We start from the raw sequence: 17,212 nt of genomic DNA, 5'->3' as shown, positions 1-17,212 counted from the left end.
GGGTCACCCGTACAGCCGGCTTCGTGCGCGCGGGGCCCGTCAGCCGCCCGTGGCGGGGGACTTCTTCGCCGAGGCGGGGATCGTCTTGTCGTTGCGCAGGGCTTCCCACAGCTGGCCGGCCTGCGGCTCCGCCGCGACGACGCGGTTGATGTCCACCTTGTCGTAGGCGACCGGCATCATGATCGTCTCCATGGTGTCGGGATCCACGCCCTTCATGCTCTGGGCGAAGTCCGACAGGCCCTTGAGGGAGCCGAGTTCGGAGTCGGTGGTCAGCGACTTCGTGCCGGCGTCGGCGAGCTTGTAGAGCCGCGTCGGGTTGCCGAAGGTGTCCTGCCGCTTGATCTCGGACAGCATCGCCATCATGAACTTCTGCTGCAGGCCTATGCGCCCGAGGTCGCTGCCGTCGCCGTAGCCGTGGCGGGTGCGGACGAACTTCAGGGAGTCGGTGCCGTCCAGGCGGTGCGTCCCCGCGTCCAGCTTCAGGCCGCCCGACCCGCCGTTGATCGGCTTCTCGAGGGTGACGCTCACTCCGCCGAGCGCGTCCACCAGGCCCTTGAAGCCGGCGAAGTCCACCTCGACGAAGTGGTCGACACGGATGCCCGACATCTGCTCGACGGTCTTGACGACACAGGCGGGGCCGGCGATGGAGTAGACGGAGTTGAACATGACGCGGTTCGCCGTCTTGACGGTCTTGCCGTCGCCGTCCTTGCACTCCGGCCGGGTGACGAGGGTGTCGCGCGGGATGCTCACCGCGGTGGCCTTCTTGCGGCCCTCGGGTACGTGCACGAGCATCGCGGTGTCCGAGCGGGCGCCGCTGACGTCGCCGTGATCGAGTTCACCGTTGGCCCCGGCGCGCGAGTCGGAGCCCAGTACGAGGATGTTCTGCGCACCGGCGACGACCTTCGCCGGCCGGTTGTCGACACCGATCGCCTGGTCCAGGTCGACGCTGTCGATGTTGCCGTTGAGGTGGCTGTACGCCCACCAGCCGGCGCCGCCGGCTATGAGGAGCAGGGCGAGCAGAACGAGTGAGACGACGCGGAACACCCGCTTCTTACGGCTGCTTCTGCGCGGGGCCTTGCGGGAGCGCGGCGGTGCGTCGGTTGCCTGAGTCATGCCGTAGAAGTCCTCTGATCCCGGTGGTAGGCGGTCGTAGGATGCGAGCGCCAGCATGTGGGGAGGCGCGAGCGGCCGGATGTGCGTGTGCGGCGGACCTCGAGCCGGGTTCTGGAGTCGCCCGCGCGGCGCGTTACCGGGGCCACTATAGGCAAACGTGCACGTCGAACGGGAGTGCCCTTATCGTGGGCGCCGACCACGTGCGGAAACACGCGGCGGGCAAGGAAAAGGAGCGGGATCCATGGGGTACTCGGCCGGTCGTCGAAGAGGTGACCGCCGCGGCACCGAGCCGCAGCCCACGGGGCCGCTCGCGGCGACGGCGGACAGCAGCCGGATCCTCATCGTCACCCCCGGGCCGGGCACGGCCGCCGTGTTCCTGCGCGAGGAGTCCGGTTCCGGGCCGGTCACCGTGCTCTGCCTGGAGGCGGGTACCGCTCAGGAGCGGGCCGAGTTCAACCTCGCCGCGGAGGAGGCCGCCGGCCGCGGCCGCTCCGTGGAAGGCGCCCCGCGGGTCCTGCCCGCCGACGATCCGGTCCGGGCGCTGGCGCGGGAACTGCGCGCCGCGGCGCCGGACCGGGTACTGACCTGCGACCCGCTGGCCCTGCGGGAGGAGGGCGCCGAGGGGGAGCGGGAGAGCGCCCTGGCGATGGCGGTGCTCGACGCGGTCGAGGAGTACCAGGCCGAGACCGGGCGCCCCGTCTTCACCGACTGCCGGATCCTGGACCACGGGGCGTGGCCGGCCCCGGCCTCGCGCTCGCGGTACCCGGCGCCCGCGGCCTGGGCGGTGTGCGGCACCGACGGCAGGGTCTCCGCCTATCTGCCGGTGCCGGGGGCGGTCGCACGGTGGACCGAGGGCGCGGACGGGAACTGGGCGGGGCCCCAGCTGCTGGAGGCCCCCGGCATGCTGCCCGCCCTGACGGTCCTGCAGGATCCCGACGGCTACGTGGAGCTGATGGCCCTGCGCCGGACGGGGCCCGCCGGGGGCGAGTGGAACATCGACGTCGGACACGTGACCCAGTACCAGTCGGGCCGGCCGCCGGGCCCCTGGTACCACCACATGAACCCGCACCGCGCCGAGCCGCTGCGCGGGCGTTTCATCGGCGTGCCCGTCGCCGCCTACGACGCCGACGGGACGCTGCACGTCTTCGTCCGCAACGACGGGCACCACGTGAACACCTGCCGCAGGAGGCGTGACGGGGTCTGGTCGAGCTGGGGCCTGCTCAGGGGCGCCAGGGTCGCCGACGAGATGGTCGCGCTGCGGAATCCGGACGGCAAGGTCGAGCTCTACGCACGCCACGAGGACAAGCCGGGCCTCGTCCGCTGGTACCGCGGCCCGGACGCGAAGTGGGCGGTGGATTTCAGCCCGAACGTCCACGCCCTCGCGGGGAGTCTCGCCGCGGCGCCCGAGAGCGGGGCGCTCAGGTACCGGTACGCCGAGAACGGCGAGCTGTGCCAGTGGCCGCTCGGCGCGTACGGGCCGCTGAGCCTGAACGGCCCGGCGGCGCGCGGCATGGTGCACGGTGCGGCGGGCGTCCACATCGACGGCTGGAGCTGCACGGTGCTGGCCGTCGAGGACGAGCAGGGCAAGTGCGCGATCGGGGCGTATGTGGACGGACGCCCCGACAGCGGCGTTTGGTGGATTTCCACCGCCCAGCGGACCCTGATGCCTCCCGTGGCCGTTCGGAAGCACGACGGCACGGTGATCGTCCTCACAATCGGGTCCGGCGCCCGCCTCGCGGTGGCCCGCCAGGTGGCCGACGGCCCCGGGCTGGAATTCGAGCCCTGGCTTGATCTATGCAGGTAGCGGAGGCGGACGGGCGGACTCCGCACGGCGCTTAGAACTGCTCGGCGTTTTATGCGTTACTTACCTGTTACCTGATTGAGGGGTACGATCGCCACTCCAGGTAAAGGTCGGGTGAAGGCTTGATGTCGTCACGGGGAAGCCTTCCGGACGTCATCGCGACGTCCGGACCCGTTGGTTGATGCGGCCTCAGCCTCAGAGGGAAGAGGTCGAAGCGTGATTGCCGCGCTGATTCGCCATGCGGAGATCAGCAAGGACCGGAACGTTCTCGTTCTCCTCCTGCTGCTGGGCAGCTATCTGGGCATGCTCGTCGCGGCCGTGCTCGGTATGTTCTGGGTTTTCACCGCAGCGCTCGCAGGCAGTTACTTTTCGGACATCTACCTCCACAAGCACGAGCCGGACCTCATCAAGTTCCTCGGCAAGCTCAAGTGGGGCCTCAGCATTCGCGTCATGGTGCGCGAACTGGCCGTCCTGGTCGTACTGCGCGGCATAACCGGCGTCGGCGGCGAGGAATTCATCGTCGTCTTCCTCGGTTTCGTCGCGGTGCACGCGCTGCGCCTCGCCTACACGTTCCTCTGCATGTTCATCAAGCGCCGCCGCGCGCTGCCGGTCCGTGTGCGCAACCTCGACCTGAGCAAGCTCAACATGCCCGAACCGCCGCCGGAGCGCGCGTTCAAGAGCTACGAACGCAAGCTGCTGTACCTGGACACCGGAGTCATCGTCGGCGCGCTCGTCACCGAGTACACGGACATCGTCGGTTTCAGCGTCCTCGGCGTCGCCCTCTCCGTCACCATCGCGGTGGTCGGCATGCTCATGCTGCTGCCGACCGTCAGCGCGTGCCGCAAGGTCCCGAGCCACGAGCGTACCTTCAAGATCCTCAACGAGCAGGTCGCCAAGTACCAGCCCGAGGTGGTCCTCTACTTCAGCTACGCGGCCGGCGCGCGCGACTCCGCGTACCAGGTCAACATGTGGCTGGACACCCTCGCGCGCCTCGGCCGCCGCCCGCTCATCGTGCTCCGCGAGGTCACGACGCTGCGCTTCCTCGCCTACACCCCGCTGCCGGTGGTCTGCATACCCAAGGCCGACGACCTCAGCCTGCTCGAACTTCCCGACGCGCGGGTGATCCTCTACCCCGCCAACGCCGGCAAGAACGTGCACATGCTGCGCATCGCGGAGGCCAAGCACGTCTTCATCGGACACGGCGACAGCGACAAGCTCGCCAGCTCCAACCGCGTCAGCAAGGTCTACGACGAGATATGGACCGCCGGCGAGGCCGGCGAGGACCGCTACCAGCGACTGCGCGGCACCATCCCCTCCTCGGCCGTCGTGCGCGTGGGCCGCCCACAGCTCCACGCGGTCGAGACCGTCGGGCCCCGCCCGCCGGAGCACATGACCACCATCATGTACGCGCCCACCTGGGAAGGCTGGACGGCCGACCCCTACCACACCTCTCTCGTCCTGATGGGCGTGAAGATCATCCGGATGCTGCTGAACCAGACCGATCCGGTCCGGATCATCTACAAGCCGCACCCGCTGACGGGCAAGCGCTCCGCCGAGGCCACGCGCGCCCACCGCAAGATCGTCGAGATGCTCGAGGCCGACAACGCCCGCCGCGACAAGCTCGCCGGCACCAACGCGGGCAAGTCCCTGGCCCGGGGGGACAAGAAGCTCTCCGAGCTCGAAGCCCGCATGGGCAAGCTCAAGGCCTGGACCGTCGTCGGTGTGTACGGCGTCTGGGACAAGGACCGTGCCGCCCTCGCCAAGCCGCCGAAGGAGGGCTGGGACGCCCTGCAGAGCGAGTGGCACGACACCTTCTGGCGTTCCCGCGGAGGCGACCGGCACCAGGTCGTCACCGGCCAGCTGCCCTCCCTGTACAGCTGCTACAACGAGTCCGACCTGATGATCAGCGACATCTCCAGCGTCGTCTCGGACTTCGTGCAGAGCGAGAAGCCGTACGCGGTCTCCAACCCCTCCGGCATGGACCCCGAGCTCTTCAAGCAGCTCAACCCGGCGGCTTCGGCGGCGTACATCCTCGGCCCGGCCTGCGACGAACTGCTCCAGTGCGTGGACGCCGCGGACATGGCGGGCGGGGACCGGCTCGCCGACCACCGCGCCATCCTCAAGCGCTACCTGCTCGGCGACGGGGACTCGATGGTCCGCTTCAACGACGCGGTCAACGCGCTCTTCGCGCAGGGCATCACGGAATTCCCGTCCGGGGAGATCGCGGAGCCGATCCTGGCGAACCCGTTCACCCGGGGCCGCACCGTGAGGCACGACGAAACCATGCCGATCCGAGTGATCAGACAGCAGCCGCAGTCCATGCAGCAGTACTTCTGAGCCCACGCTCCCCGCCGCCGCCCGGCTCCCGCCGGCCGCACCGGCAGCCCGCAAGCCCCGCGTTCAATCCTCGAGGAGTCGACTTGTCCCGCAACGCCCGTACCATCGCCGTGGTTCTCGCCGGCGGTACCGGTCAAAGGGTCGGTCTCGCCATCCCCAAGCAGCTCGTCAAGATCGCCGGCCGGACGATCCTCGAGCACACGCTCACGATCTTCCAGGACAACGGCTCGGTCGACGAGATCCTCGTCGTCATGCACCCCGACCACGTCGAGGAGGTCGAGCGCATCGTCGCGGCGGCGGGCCTCGACAAGGTGACCGGGGTCATCGCGGGCGGTTCCACGCGCAACGAGACGACCTGCCGGGCCATCGACGCCATCACCGCCACCCTCGCCGAGGGCGACCCGGACCCCAAGCTCCTCTTCCACGACGCGGTCCGCCCGCTGCTCTCCCAGCGCGTCATCGACGACTGCGTGGTGGCCCTGGACAGGTACGAGGCCGTGGACGTGGCCATCCCGTCCGCCGACACCATCATCGTCACCCGCACCCACGGCGACGACGGCGAGTTCATCACCGAGATCCCGGACCGCTCCCGGCTGCGCCGCGGCCAGACGCCCCAGGGCTTCCTGCTGTCGACCATCCGCCGCGCCTACTCCGTGGCCGCCGCCGACCCGAACTTCGAAGCCACCGACGACTGCTCCGTCGTCCTGCGCTACCTCCCCGACGTACCGATCCACGTGGTCGAGGGCGAGGAGCACAACATGAAGGTGACCCACCCGGTCGACATCTTCATCGCCGACAAGTTCTTCCAGCTCGCCCACCAGGCGGCCCCCGCGCACGGTGACGACGAGACCTACCGCGCCGCCCTGGCCGGCAAGAGCCTTGTCGTCTTCGGCGCCAGCTACGGCATAGGCGCCGACGTCGCCGACTTCGCCGAGTCCTACGGCGCCACCGTCTTCCGCTTCAGCCGCTCCGGCACCGGCACGTACGTCGAAGACCCCGCCCACGTGGAGAAGGCCCTGGCCGAGGCCTACGACAGCGCCGGGCGGATCGACTACGTCGTCAACACCGCGGGCGTGCTGCGCACCGGCAAGCTCGCCGAGACCGACCACGAGACCATCGAGACGGCGACGCTCGTCAACTACCTCGCGCCGGTCCACATCGCGCGCGCCAGCCACCAGTACCTCGCCAAGACCGGCGGCCAGCTGCTCCTGTACACCTCCAGCAGCTACACCCGCGGCCGGGCCGGCTACAGCCTCTACTCCTCCGCCAAGGCCGCCACGGTCAACCTGACCCAGGCACTGGCCGACGAGTGGGCCGTCGACGGCATCCGCGTCAACTGCGTCAACCCCGAGCGGACCCGCACCCCGATGCGCACCAAGGCGTTCGGCCAGGAGCCCGCGGACTCGCTGCTGACCTCCGAGTCCGTCGCCCGCACCTCCGTCGACGTCCTCATCTCGCAGTTCACCGGTCACGTCATCGACGTCCGCCGGCTGGACCCCTTCAAGACGGTGGTGGTCCCGGAGGGCGACCTCGCGGACGCGTTCGCGAAGTCCGACGACGAGATCTGAGCGCGATGACGGCGATGTACGGGCATGAGGCCCCGCGCAGGCGGATGTTCGTGACCGGTGACTCCACCGTCGTGACGCGCTCGGTGGACTTCCTTCCGATGGCGGGCTGGGGACAGACGCTGGGTCTGTTCCTCACACCGGACCTGGAGATAGTCAACTGCGCGCGGGCCCGGGCCAGTTCGAAGAGCTTCTACGAACGCGGCCGCTACCAGTGGATCCTCGACAGGGTCAGCCCGGGCGACTACGTCCTGATCTGCTTCGGCGCCGTGGACTGGGAGCCGGAGAAGGGCCTGCACACCGAGCCCTTCGAGGAGTACCAGGAGTACCTGCGCCAGATGGTGAACCTGGCCCGTCGGGCGCAGGCCCATCCGATCCTCGTACTCACCCACGAGCGACGGAAGTACGACAACAGCAACAATCTGCTCCGCTTCCTCACCACCTACCCCATGGCCATGCGAGAGGTCGCGGAGGAGACGTCCACCGCGCTCATCGACCTCTACGACCAGAGCCTGGAGTGGTGGGACGACCTGGGCCGGGACGTCACCCGCGAACTGTTCGCCTACCTCAAGCCCCACGAGAACCCGGTCGCCAACCTCAAGGGCCACGACGACACCCACATGCGGGCCGACGGAGCGGTCGAGTGCGCCCGGTTCGTCGCCCGGGCGCTGCGCGACCAGGGCCTGGTCCCCGGCCACTGGGTGCGGGGACTCGACCGGCAGGAGTTCACCACCGAGGAGATCGGCTGGCTGGACGCCGAAACGGCCAACCGCCTGACCAAGGAGCGGGTGGCACCGGTACCCGAGGCGGCGCGGATCGGAGTGGAGAGATGACGTACCTGCTGACCGTGGTCCGGATCCAGGAACCCGGCGTCCCGGACAACGCGGCACGTGCCACGCTGCACAGCGAGGCGCATCCGCGCACCTCCGTGGCGCCCGGCCAGACCGTCAGCCTCGCGCTGACCGTGCAGGCCGGCCCCGCCGCCCGGCACGCCTACGGCTACCTCGCCGAGGACTCCATAGCCGAGGCCGCGGACGTACTCGCCGTCTCGGGAGCCGAGTACTCGCCCGCGCAGCGCTGGTACCGGGTACGCGCCCAGGCCGGCGCCGCGGAGACCGCCGTGCTGACCCTGCGCGTCCGCCCCGGGACCACCGCGCCCGCGCTGCGGCCCGAGATCGGCGCCGCGATTCCCGGCCAGGACCCCCGCAAGCTGCTGCGCGCCGACCCGCTCGCCCACGAGGGAGTCCGGATCCGGGGCCTGTTCGCACCGGGCCGCACCCTGAACATCCCCCCGCAGCACGCGCACGCCCCCGCGCTGATCGAGGTCCGCCACGGACTGCCGCAGGGCATCGTCCTGATCGGGCACAGCCAGCCGTCCGCGGGCATGGTGAGCGTCACCGCCGAAGGAGCGCTCGCCTTCCAGGCCGCGCCCGGGGCGATGGGCTACGACCACTTCCTGTACACCGTGCGGTCGCCCTCGGGGGAGCAGGCGGAAGGCCGGGTCGTCGTCTACATCGGTGACCTCTCCGCCACTCCCGGCCTGCTGACCCCGCCCGGGTTCAACGGCGTCGGCACGACGGGTCACCAGCCGTGGACCCAGCCGAAGGTCCGCGGACCGCTGCCCTGGCCCGCGGCTTCGCTCGCCGGCTGACCGCCGGGCCCTCGTACCACCCCCGTACGCAACGAAGTCTGGTGACCAGTGCCGTGAACGCCGCCCCCTCCCTCTACCCCAAGGAACAGCCCGACGTCAGTGTCATCGTCGACGCGCTGAACTGCGTGAACCAGGTCGGTGCCTGCCTCGACTCGGTGCTGGCCCAGTGCGAGGACGGACTGCGCGTCGAGGTGCTCGCCTTCGACCGCGGATCCGAGGACGGCACGCGGGAGACCCTGCGGCAATGGGCCGCCCAGCACCCGGCGCTGGTCCGGTTCGCCGCACTGGCACCGGCCGATTCCCCCGCCGAGGGCCGCAACTTCGGCATCGAGCAGTCCACCGGCCGCCACCTCTTCTTCCTCAGCGGCACCGACCAGCTCGCGCCGGGCGCCCTCCGGCAGATGGTGCGCAGCGCCGACGAGAACGACGCGGACGTCGTGCTCGGCAAGGTGGAGGGGCTCGACGGGCAGAAGGTCGGATCCTCCATGTTCGTCCGCGACTCCGCGGACGCCGACGTCTACACCTCCCGGGTGTACTGGTCGCTGAGCGCCGACAAGCTGTTCCGCCGCACCCTGGCCGACCGCTGTTTCCTGCGCTTCCCCGCCGACTGGCGCCTCGGCGAGGACCAGGTCTTCACCGCGCTGGCCTACCTCTACGCGGACCGGATCGCCGTCGTCGCCGACACGGTCTGCGTCAAGCAGGCCAAGCGCGTCGCCGGGGTCAACACGTCCCGGTACGCGGGCTCGCTGACCGAGCGGATGGCACTCACCCGGCAGATGATCGCCGTGGTCGCCGAACGCGTCCAGCCGGGCCCCGCCCGCGACCACCTGATGGCGCGCCACTTCGAGGTGGAACTCGCCAAGGCCACCGGGGCCGCCTACCGCGCTTGCGAAGACCCCGAGTTGCGCTGGCGCGTGATGTCCGAATGCCGTGACCTGCTGGAGGTGTACGCCACCCCCGCGGTGTTCCTGAAGCTGCCCCGCCCGCTCTCGGTCCGCCTGGAGCTGATCCGGCAGGGCCGGTTCGCCGAGGCCGAGCGGCTGATCGCCTTCGAACTCGACCGGGAGAAGGCCGAGCTCCTCATCGAGGGGGGCCGGGTCTTCCGCCGGTTCCCCTTCTTCCGGGACCCCGAGGTCGGCCTGCCCGACGAGTTCTTCGAAGTGACCCACACCCTGCGGGCCAAGCACCGGCTCAACAGGCTGAGCTGGTCCGGCACCACGCTCAACCTCGGGGGCCACGGCTACATCGAGCAGCTCCCCACCCGGGCACCGGGCGTCAAGGTGGTCCTGCGCGAGCGCGGGACCGGGGCCGAGCACCGCTTCCGGGTGTACAGCACCCCCTCGCCGAAGCTGAACGCCGCCACCAAGATGGAGCGCGGGGGAGCGGGCTTCGAAGCCCGCCTCGACCTCTCCGGGGCCGACGGCTACCACCCCATCACCCCCGGCCTGTGGGACATGTACCTCTACGTCTGCTACCAGGGCGTGGGCAAGGAGGTCCGGTTCGGCGGCGTGCGCGCCGCGGCCGTCCTGGACCAGACGCGCCAGGGCGTCGTCGTCGGTCCGCTCGACGCGACCGGCCTGGAGACGGTGGCGCACCTGTACGCGACGAAGGCCGGCAACCTGACCATCGAGGTCTCCTCCCGCCGCCCGCTGCCGGCCGGCGACGGCCGGTAGGGGCCGGACCGTGTGACCGTCGGGGCGTGCGGGGTCACGCCTGGATGAACGCGTGCACCGTGAGGGTCCGGTCCCCGGAGTCGCCGACGGCGAAGCCCGCGCACAGGCGGGGCTGGTCGGTCACCTGGACGGCGAGGCCCTCGGGTTCCCGGTGCGGAAGGCCGCTCGCGGCGTACACCCGCGCCCGTCCGGACGGCTCCCCGGTCCTCAGGTCGATCGCGCTCAGCCGCGCGTTGCCCTTGGAGGAGGGCGGGTTGCGGCCGTCCGCGCCGGTGTAGGCGGTACCGGCGAGCTGGTAGACGTGGTCGCCGAAGAGGGTGCAGCCCTGGAAGGTCTCCGAGGTCTTGCGGCCCACCTGCCGTACCGCGTGCAGCTCCTGGTAGCGCCCGGCCAGGAACTCGTCCCTGCGGTACACGGAGTACCACTGCTGGGCGGGCTTGTCCGTGGTCCAGTACGACACCATGACCCGGTCGCCCACCAGGTCGAGGACGGGCTGGTTCGCGACGGACCCGGGGACGGGGCGGTGGTGACGGACGGAGGGGTCGTCGCTGTCGAGGGTGCTGCCCGCCTTGAACGGCACCCGGGCCACGGCGCGGCCGTAGCCCGTCTTGGGGTCGGCGTCCGACTCGGTCCACAGCCACACACCGGACCGGCTCGGTTCGATCCCGATCGACACGCCGTGCCCGAAGCCGCGCAGGTACATGTACTCCGTCTTGCCGTTGCCGCTCACGGGGACCCGGGTGACGCACAGGTCTCCGTTGAGGGAGCGCTCGGCGCTCGTCAGCCGGTCCGGCTCGTCGTCCAGCCACAGTCCGCCCTGGACGATCTGTACCGCGTACAGGTCGCCGCGGGTGTCGTCGAAGGCGAAGGACTGCACCACGGTGGTGTTCATCAGCGGGGTGGGCGCGAGCAGTTGCTGGTCGGCGCTCGTGTCGAACACGCCGACGACGGGGGAGGAAGGAGGCTCGGGGAGGTCCCGGTCGCGGGCGGCTCCGGACAGCCGCCCGGTGAGCAGGGCCCCGGTCAGGGCGACACCGGTGGCTCCGCCGCCGAGGAGCATGGTCCGGCGCGAGATGTTGAACTGAGCCACCGAACGCTTCCCGCCTTGTTCTTCTCACCGCGAGGCCGTACACAAGACGAACACTCTTCGGTGCACATTCTTTCACGAAAGAACGACTGCCCGTCCGTGGAGGTTCCACGGACGGGCAGTCGGATGCGCCGGGATCGGGCGCCGAAGGATCAGACGGGAACGCTCGCCAGGCCCGGGGCCAGGAACTTCTTGCCGTTGACCCGCTCGGAGACGCCCTCGCGGTCCAGGTACGGCGTGATGCCGCCCAGGTGGAAGGGCCAGCCGGCGCCCGTGATGAGGCAGAGGTCGATGTCCTGGGCCTCGGCCACGACACCCTCCTCCAGCATCAGGCCGATCTCCTGCGCCACCGCGTCCAGGACGCGGTCGCGGACCTGCTCCTCGGTCAGGACGGCGTCGCCCTGGACGAGGAGGGCGGCGACCTCGGGGTCCAGCTCCGGCTTGCCGGAGTCGTAGACGTAGAAGCCGCGCTTGCCGGCCTTGACGACGGCAGCCAGGTTCGGCGAGACGGTGAAGCGCTCCGGGAAGGCGCGGTTCAGGGTCTCGGAGACGTGCAGGCCGATCGCCGGGCCGACGAGCTCGAGGAGCACCAGCGGGGACATCGGCAGGCCGAGCGGCTCGATGGCCTTCTCGGCGGTGACCACCGGGGTGCCCTCGTCGATGACGTTCTGGATCTCGCCCATGAAGCGGGTCAGGATGCGGTTCACGACGAACGCCGGGGCGTCCTTGGTGAGGACCGCGGTCTTCTTCAGCTTCCGTGCGACACCGAAGGCCGTGGCCAGCGAGGCGTCGTCGGTCTGCTCACCGCGGACGATCTCCAGCAGCGGGAGGATCGCGACCGGGTTGAAGAAGTGGAAGCCGACCACGCGCTCGGGGTGCTGGAGCTTCGAGGCCATCTCGGAGACCGACAGCGAGGAGGTGTTGGTGGCGAGGATCGCGTGCGCCGGGGCGACCGCCTCGACCTCCGCGAACACCTTCTGCTTGACGGACATCTCCTCGAACACGGCCTCGATGATGAAGTCCGCGTCCGCGAAGCCCTCGGCCTTGTCCAGGACGCCCGTCACCAGGGCGGTCAGGCGGTTGGCCTTGTCCTGGTTGATGCGGCCCTTGCCGAGCAGCTTCTGGATCTCGGCGTGGACGTAGCCCACACCCTTGTCCACGCGCTCCTGGTCGATGTCGGTGAGGACCACCGGCACCTCCAGGCGGCGCAGGAACAGCAGCGCCAGCTGCGAGGCCATCAGGCCCGCGCCGACGACGCCGACCTTGGTGACCGGGCGCGCCAGGGACTTGTCCGGAGCGCCGGCCGGGCGCTTGGCACGCTTCTGGACCAGGTTGAAGGCGTAGATGCCGGAGCGCAGTTCGCCGCCCATGATGAGGTCGGCCAGGGCCGTGTCCTCGGCGTCGAAGCCCTTCTGCAGGTCGCCGTCCTTGGCCGCCTCGATGATCTCCAGCGCGCGGTAGGCGGCCGGGGCCGCACCGTGCACCTTGGAGTCGGCGATGAAGCGGCCGCGGGCGACCGCCGCGTCCCAGGCCTCGCCGCGGTCGACCTCGGCGCGTACGACCTCGGTCTCGCCCTTGAGCACGCGGGCCGTCCACAGGAGCGACTGCTCCAGGAAGTCCGCACCCTCGAACAGCGCGTCCGCGATGCCGAGCTCGAAGACCTGCTTGCCCTTGAGCTGCCGGTTCTGGTTCAGCGAGTTCTCGATGATCACCGAGACCGCGCGGTCCGCGCCGATGAGGTTCGGCAGCAGGGCGCAGCCGCCCCAGCCGGGAACCAGGCCGAGGAAGACCTCGGGCAGGGAGAAGGCCGGGATGGCCTTGGAGACGGTGCGGTAGGTGCAGTGCAGACCGACCTCGACACCGCCGCCCATCGCGGCGCCGTTGTAGTAGGCGAAGGTGGGGACGGCCAGCGCGGCGAGGCGCTTGAAGACGTCGTGGCCGCCCTTGCCGATGGCGAGCGCCTCGTCGTGCTTCTTCAGCAGCTCGACGCCCTTGAGGTCGGCGCCGACCGCGAAGATGAACGGCTTGCCGGTCAGGCCCGCACCGACGATGGAGCCCGCGAGGGCCTCCTGCTCGACCTGGTCGATCGCCGCGTTCAGGTTGGCGAGGGACTGCGGGCCGAAGGTGGTCGGCTTGGTGTGGTCCAGGCCGTTGTCCAGCGTGACGAGCGCGAAGCGCCCGGCGCCGAAGGGCAGGTCCAGGTGGCGGACGAGCGCGCGCGTGACGACCTCGTCCGGGAACAGCTCGGCCGCGCCCTTCAGGAGTTCAGTGGTGGTGCTCACTTGCTGTCTCCCTCGGCGGTGAAGTTCGGGTTCTCCCAGACGACCGTGGCGCCCATGCCGAAGCCGACGCACATGGTGGTCAGGCCGTAGCGGACCTCCGGCTGCTCCTCGAACTGGCGGGCCAGCTGAGTCATCAGGCGGACGCCGGAGGAGGCGAGCGGGTGGCCGAAGGCGATGGCCCCGCCGTACTGGTTGACGCGGGCGTCGTCGTCGGCGATGCCGTAGTGCTCCAGGAACGCGAGGACCTGGACCGCGAACGCCTCGTTGACCTCGAAGAGGCCGATGTCGTCGATCGTCAGACCGGCCTGCGCGAGGGCCTTCTCGGTGGCCGGGATCGGGCCGTAGCCCATGACCTCCGGCTCGACACCCGCGAAGGAGTACGAGACGAGGCGCATCTTGACCGGGAGGTTGTTCTCGCGGGCGAAGTCCTCGGACGCGATGATCGCGGCGGTGGCACCGTCGTTGAGACCGGCGGCGTTGCCCGCGGTGACCTTGCCGTGGGTACGGAAGGGGGTCTTGAGGTTCGCCAGGTTCTCCAGGGTGGTCCCCGGACGCATCGGCTCGTCGGTGGTGACCAGGCCCCAGCCCGTCTCGCCCGCCGCCTCGTTGTTGTTGCGCACCGAGATCGGGACCAGGTCCTGCTGGATCTTGCCGTCGGCGTACGCCTTGGCGGCCTTCTCCTGCGAGCGCACGGCGTACTCGTCGGCGCGGAGCTTGGTGATCGTCGGGTACCGGTCGTGCAGGTTCTCGGCGGTCATGCCCATGAACAGGGCGGACTCGTCGACCAGCTTCTCGGAGACGAAGCGCGGGTTCGGGTCGACGCCCTCGCCCATGGGGTGGCGGCCCATGTGCTCGACACCGCCGGCGAGGGCGACGTCGTACGCACCGAAGGCCACTCCGCCCGCGACGGCGGTCACGGCGGTGAGCGCGCCGGCGCACATGCGGTCGATGGAGTACCCGGGGACGGACTGCGGGAGCCCGGCGAGGATTCCGGCGGTGCGGCCGAGGGTCAGACCCTGGTCACCGATCTGCGTGGTGGCGGCGATGGCCACCTCGTCGATCTTCGCGGGGTCCAGGTCCGGGTTGCGGCGCAGCAGCTCCCGGATCGCCTTGACGACGAGATCGTCGGCGCGGGTCTCGTTGTAGATGCCCTTCGGGCCCGCCTTGCCGAACGGGGTGCGGACGCCGTCGACGAAGACGACGTCCCTGACGGTACGAGGCACGTTGGCTCTCCTCCAGGTGCGGGTGTGCACTGCTGCGCGGGGGCGTGCCCATTGCTGAGCGCCCGCTCACCTCTCCATGCTACTTGCCGGTAACCGGCATGCACAGCCCCCCTGGGAGGAGCGGCGAAGGTCACACTCCGCCGCCCCCGTGCCGACGGGTCCGGGCGCCTGCGGGAAACGGCGCCGGGGCGGGTACGGGTACGGCCCGGGCGTCGGCGCTCATGGCGGCCGCCATGGGGGACGAGGCGCGGACCGTGTCCGCCACGAAGGCCGGCGGCGGACGCCCAGGGTGCGCAGGGCCGGGCCGTGGTCCACGGCGACCATCGCGGCCGCGCCGGCGAGCAGGGCCCGCCAGGCCAGGGCCGCCGCCCGGCGGACGGGGGCGGGCAGGGGCGCCAGCGCCTCGCGCAGGCGCAGGCAGTGGAAGGGGACGTGGCGCTCCTCGTCGGCGAGGATCCGGCGCGCGACTTCCGAGGCCAGTGGATCGGCGGCACCGTCCCGCACCGCCCGGTAGTACCGCAGGGCCACCGCCTCCGCGACCATCAGCACCAGCAGTTCCACCCGCAGCCCCAGCAGTCTGCGCAGTCCGACGAAGGCGGTATCGCTCCAGTGGGCGGACAGGGTCCCCCCGCCCTCGGCGTGCAGCAGCAGCGCCATCATCCGCGCGTGGTTCTGCTCCTCCGCCACGAAGAGCCGTACGGCCCGCGCGTAGACCGGATCGCCCGCCCGGTCGGCCTTGCCGACCAGCTCGGCACCGTCCCCGCCCTCTCCCAACTGGAACCGCTGCAGGCTTCGGACCAGCTCCGGAGGGAGCGTGGCGCCCCCGCTCCAGTCCGGATCGCCCCGCTCCGCCCGTCGCTCGCGCTCGGCCTCGAAGTCGGCCACCCACGCCTCGTAACCCCACCCATGTTTGATCACGTTCAAAACGTACTGCTCTTTGAGCGTGTTCAAAAGAGGTGTGGGGCTGTAGCGGAACCGGGGCACGGCAGAGCCCCCCGGCCGTAAGGTCCGGAGGGCTCCACCGCGAAACGCGCGGCGCGTCAGTCGGTCGTGGCCCCGGGCTCGGCCTCGGCCTCGGCCTCGGGCGGGGGCGGGGTCGTGGCCAGCGCCGCGACCAGCGCCGCCGACACCTGTTCGATCTGCCACGGGCGGGCCCCGTAGCCGGCCAGCGCCTCGGCCACCGCGTCGGCCTCCAGCCGCTGCGGCGGCTCCCAGCACAGCCGGCGGACGGTGTCGGGGGCGATCAGGTTCTCCTGGGGCAGGTTCAGCCCCTCCGCCAGCGCCGAGACGGCCGTCCGGGCCGCCGCCAGACGCGCGGCGGCCTCCGGGTCCTTGTCCGCCCAGGAGCGCGGCGGCGGGGGACCCGCCGGGGTCGCGCCCGGCAGCGGCAGCTCGTGCTCGGGCAGGCCCCTCGCCCGGTCCACGGCGGCCATCCACTGGTCCAGCTGGCGGCGGCCCATGCGCTGCCCGTAGCCCGGCAGGGCGGAGAGGGCCTGGGCGTTCAGCGGCATGGCGAGCGCGGCCTCGACGATCGCCGCGTCACCCAGGACCTTGCCCGGCGACACGTCACGCCGCTGAGCGATCCGGTCGCGCGACTCCCACAGCTCCCGTACGACGGCCATCTGCCGGCGCCGGCGCACCTTGTGCATGCCGGACGTACGGCGCCACGGGTCCTTGCGTGGCGGCGCCGGCGGGGCGGCGGCGATGGCGTCGAACTCCTGGCGGGCCCATTCCAGCTTGCCCTGCCGGTCCAGCTCCTTCTCCAGCGCGTCGCGCAGGTCCACGAGCAGCTCCACGTCGAGCGCGGCGTAGCGCAGCCACGGCTCGGGGAGCGGCCGGGTGGACCAGTCGACGGCGGAGTGGCCCTTCTCCAGCACGTAGCCGAGGACGCCCTCGACCATCGCGCCGAGTCCGACCCGGGGGAAGCCGGCGAGGCGTCCGGCGAGCTCGGTGTCGAAGAGGGAGGTGGGGGTCATGCCTATTTCGCGCAGGCACGGAAGGTCCTGGGTGGCGGCGTGCAGGATCCACTCGGTGCCGGACAGGGCCTCGCCCAGGGAGGAGAGGTCGGGGCAGCCCACCGGGTCGATGAGCGCGGAGCCCGCGCCCTCGCGGCGCAGCTGTACGAGGTACGCGCGCTGCCCGTAGCGGTAGCCGGAGGCGCGTTCGGCGTCCACGGCGACGGGGCCGGTGCCCGCGGCGAAGGCCGCGACCACCTCGGCGAGAGCTTCGGCGTCGGCGACCACCGGGGGGATGCCCTCGCGCGGTTCCAGCAAGGGGACGGGCAGCCCTTCGGACGAAACCTCGTCGTCCGGGGGGCCGCCCCCGGTGGTGGTGCGCAGGCCTGCTGCGGTTTCTTGGGCGTCGGTCACCGCTCAAGGGTATCCGTGGATGCAACGCGCCCGTCGCCGGAACGATCCGGCGACGGGCGCGAAGGGGAAGGTCGTGCCTTTCCCCGGATTCCCCGGTTGCTGGCCCGGGGT

General features: G+C 70.9%; 12 protein-coding genes. 6 read left to right on the top strand and 6 right to left on the bottom strand.

Annotated elements, in window-relative coordinates; all coding sequences use genetic code 11:
- Positions 1-39 precede the first annotated feature (39 nt).
- Entirely contained in the window at positions 40-1,113 is a 1,074-nt protein-coding gene (locus tag ACFWBY_RS16910; protein ID WP_385332342.1) for an LCP family protein, read from the bottom strand.
- A gap of 241 nt (positions 1,114-1,354) precedes the next feature.
- Here ACFWBY_RS16910 and ACFWBY_RS16905 point away from each other — a divergent pair, with 241 nt between their 5' ends.
- The 6 genes from ACFWBY_RS16905 to ACFWBY_RS16880 all read left to right on the top strand — a co-directional run bounded on the left by ACFWBY_RS16905 (position 1,355) and on the right by ACFWBY_RS16880 (position 10,140).
- Entirely contained in the window at positions 1,355-2,917 is a 1,563-nt protein-coding gene (locus ACFWBY_RS16905) for a hypothetical protein (protein WP_385332339.1), read from the top strand.
- Positions 2,918-3,130: 213 nt separating this feature from the next.
- Complete coding sequence (locus tag ACFWBY_RS16900; protein ID WP_385332337.1) at positions 3,131-5,251, top strand: hypothetical protein; 2,121 nt, start codon at positions 3,131-3,133, stop codon at positions 5,249-5,251.
- Between the two features lie 83 nt (positions 5,252-5,334).
- Positions 5,335-6,819 (top strand): SDR family NAD(P)-dependent oxidoreductase, encoded by a 1,485-nt coding sequence (locus ACFWBY_RS16895; protein WP_385332335.1) that lies wholly within the window; start codon positions 5,335-5,337, stop codon positions 6,817-6,819.
- 14 nt (positions 6,820-6,833) lie between these two features.
- Positions 6,834-7,649, top strand: a complete 816-nt coding sequence (locus ACFWBY_RS16890; protein WP_385332332.1) for a rhamnogalacturonan acetylesterase — start codon at positions 6,834-6,836, stop codon at positions 7,647-7,649.
- The gene (locus ACFWBY_RS16885) at positions 7,646-8,467 is read left to right on the top strand and encodes a hypothetical protein (protein ID WP_385332330.1); all 822 of its coding nucleotides are present in this window, start codon (positions 7,646-7,648) and stop codon (positions 8,465-8,467) included. The genes ACFWBY_RS16890 and ACFWBY_RS16885 overlap by 4 nt, the downstream gene beginning before the upstream one ends.
- A 41-nt stretch (positions 8,468-8,508) precedes the next feature.
- Positions 8,509-10,140, top strand: a complete 1,632-nt coding sequence (locus tag ACFWBY_RS16880) for a glycosyltransferase family 2 protein (RefSeq protein WP_385332328.1) — start codon at positions 8,509-8,511, stop codon at positions 10,138-10,140.
- A gap of 34 nt (positions 10,141-10,174) precedes the next feature.
- On the opposite strand, the gene ACFWBY_RS16875 is transcribed toward ACFWBY_RS16880, so the two are convergent.
- The 5 genes from ACFWBY_RS16875 to ACFWBY_RS16855 all read right to left on the bottom strand — a co-directional run bounded on the left by ACFWBY_RS16875 (position 10,175) and on the right by ACFWBY_RS16855 (position 17,101).
- Positions 10,175-11,230 (bottom strand): signaling protein, encoded by a 1,056-nt coding sequence (locus ACFWBY_RS16875; protein WP_385332326.1) that lies wholly within the window; start codon positions 11,228-11,230, stop codon positions 10,175-10,177.
- Between the two features lie 149 nt (positions 11,231-11,379).
- Positions 11,380-13,509 carry a 3-hydroxyacyl-CoA dehydrogenase NAD-binding domain-containing protein gene (locus ACFWBY_RS16870; RefSeq protein ID WP_385332324.1) on the bottom strand — a complete coding sequence of 710 codons (2,130 nt, stop codon included), beginning with the start codon at positions 13,507-13,509 and terminating at the stop codon, positions 11,380-11,382.
- Complete coding sequence (locus ACFWBY_RS16865) at positions 13,506-14,732, bottom strand: thiolase family protein (protein WP_385332322.1); 1,227 nt, start codon at positions 14,730-14,732, stop codon at positions 13,506-13,508. Before ACFWBY_RS16865 ends, ACFWBY_RS16870 begins: the two co-directional genes overlap by 4 nt.
- A gap of 219 nt (positions 14,733-14,951) precedes the next feature.
- Positions 14,952-15,650 (bottom strand): ferritin-like domain-containing protein, encoded by a 699-nt coding sequence (locus ACFWBY_RS16860; RefSeq protein ID WP_385332320.1) that lies wholly within the window; start codon positions 15,648-15,650, stop codon positions 14,952-14,954.
- A gap of 122 nt (positions 15,651-15,772) precedes the next feature.
- Positions 15,773-17,101 (bottom strand): HRDC domain-containing protein, encoded by a 1,329-nt coding sequence (locus tag ACFWBY_RS16855; RefSeq protein ID WP_385332317.1) that lies wholly within the window; start codon positions 17,099-17,101, stop codon positions 15,773-15,775.
- Positions 17,102-17,212 lie beyond the last annotated feature (111 nt).

It is taken from the genome of Streptomyces sp. NPDC060049 (assembly GCF_042736715.1).
In the GTDB taxonomy this organism is placed as follows: domain Bacteria; phylum Actinomycetota; class Actinomycetes; order Streptomycetales; family Streptomycetaceae; genus Streptomyces.
The sequence above is the reverse complement of the archived record's forward strand: the minus strand, read 5'-3'. Positions and strand labels throughout refer to the sequence as shown.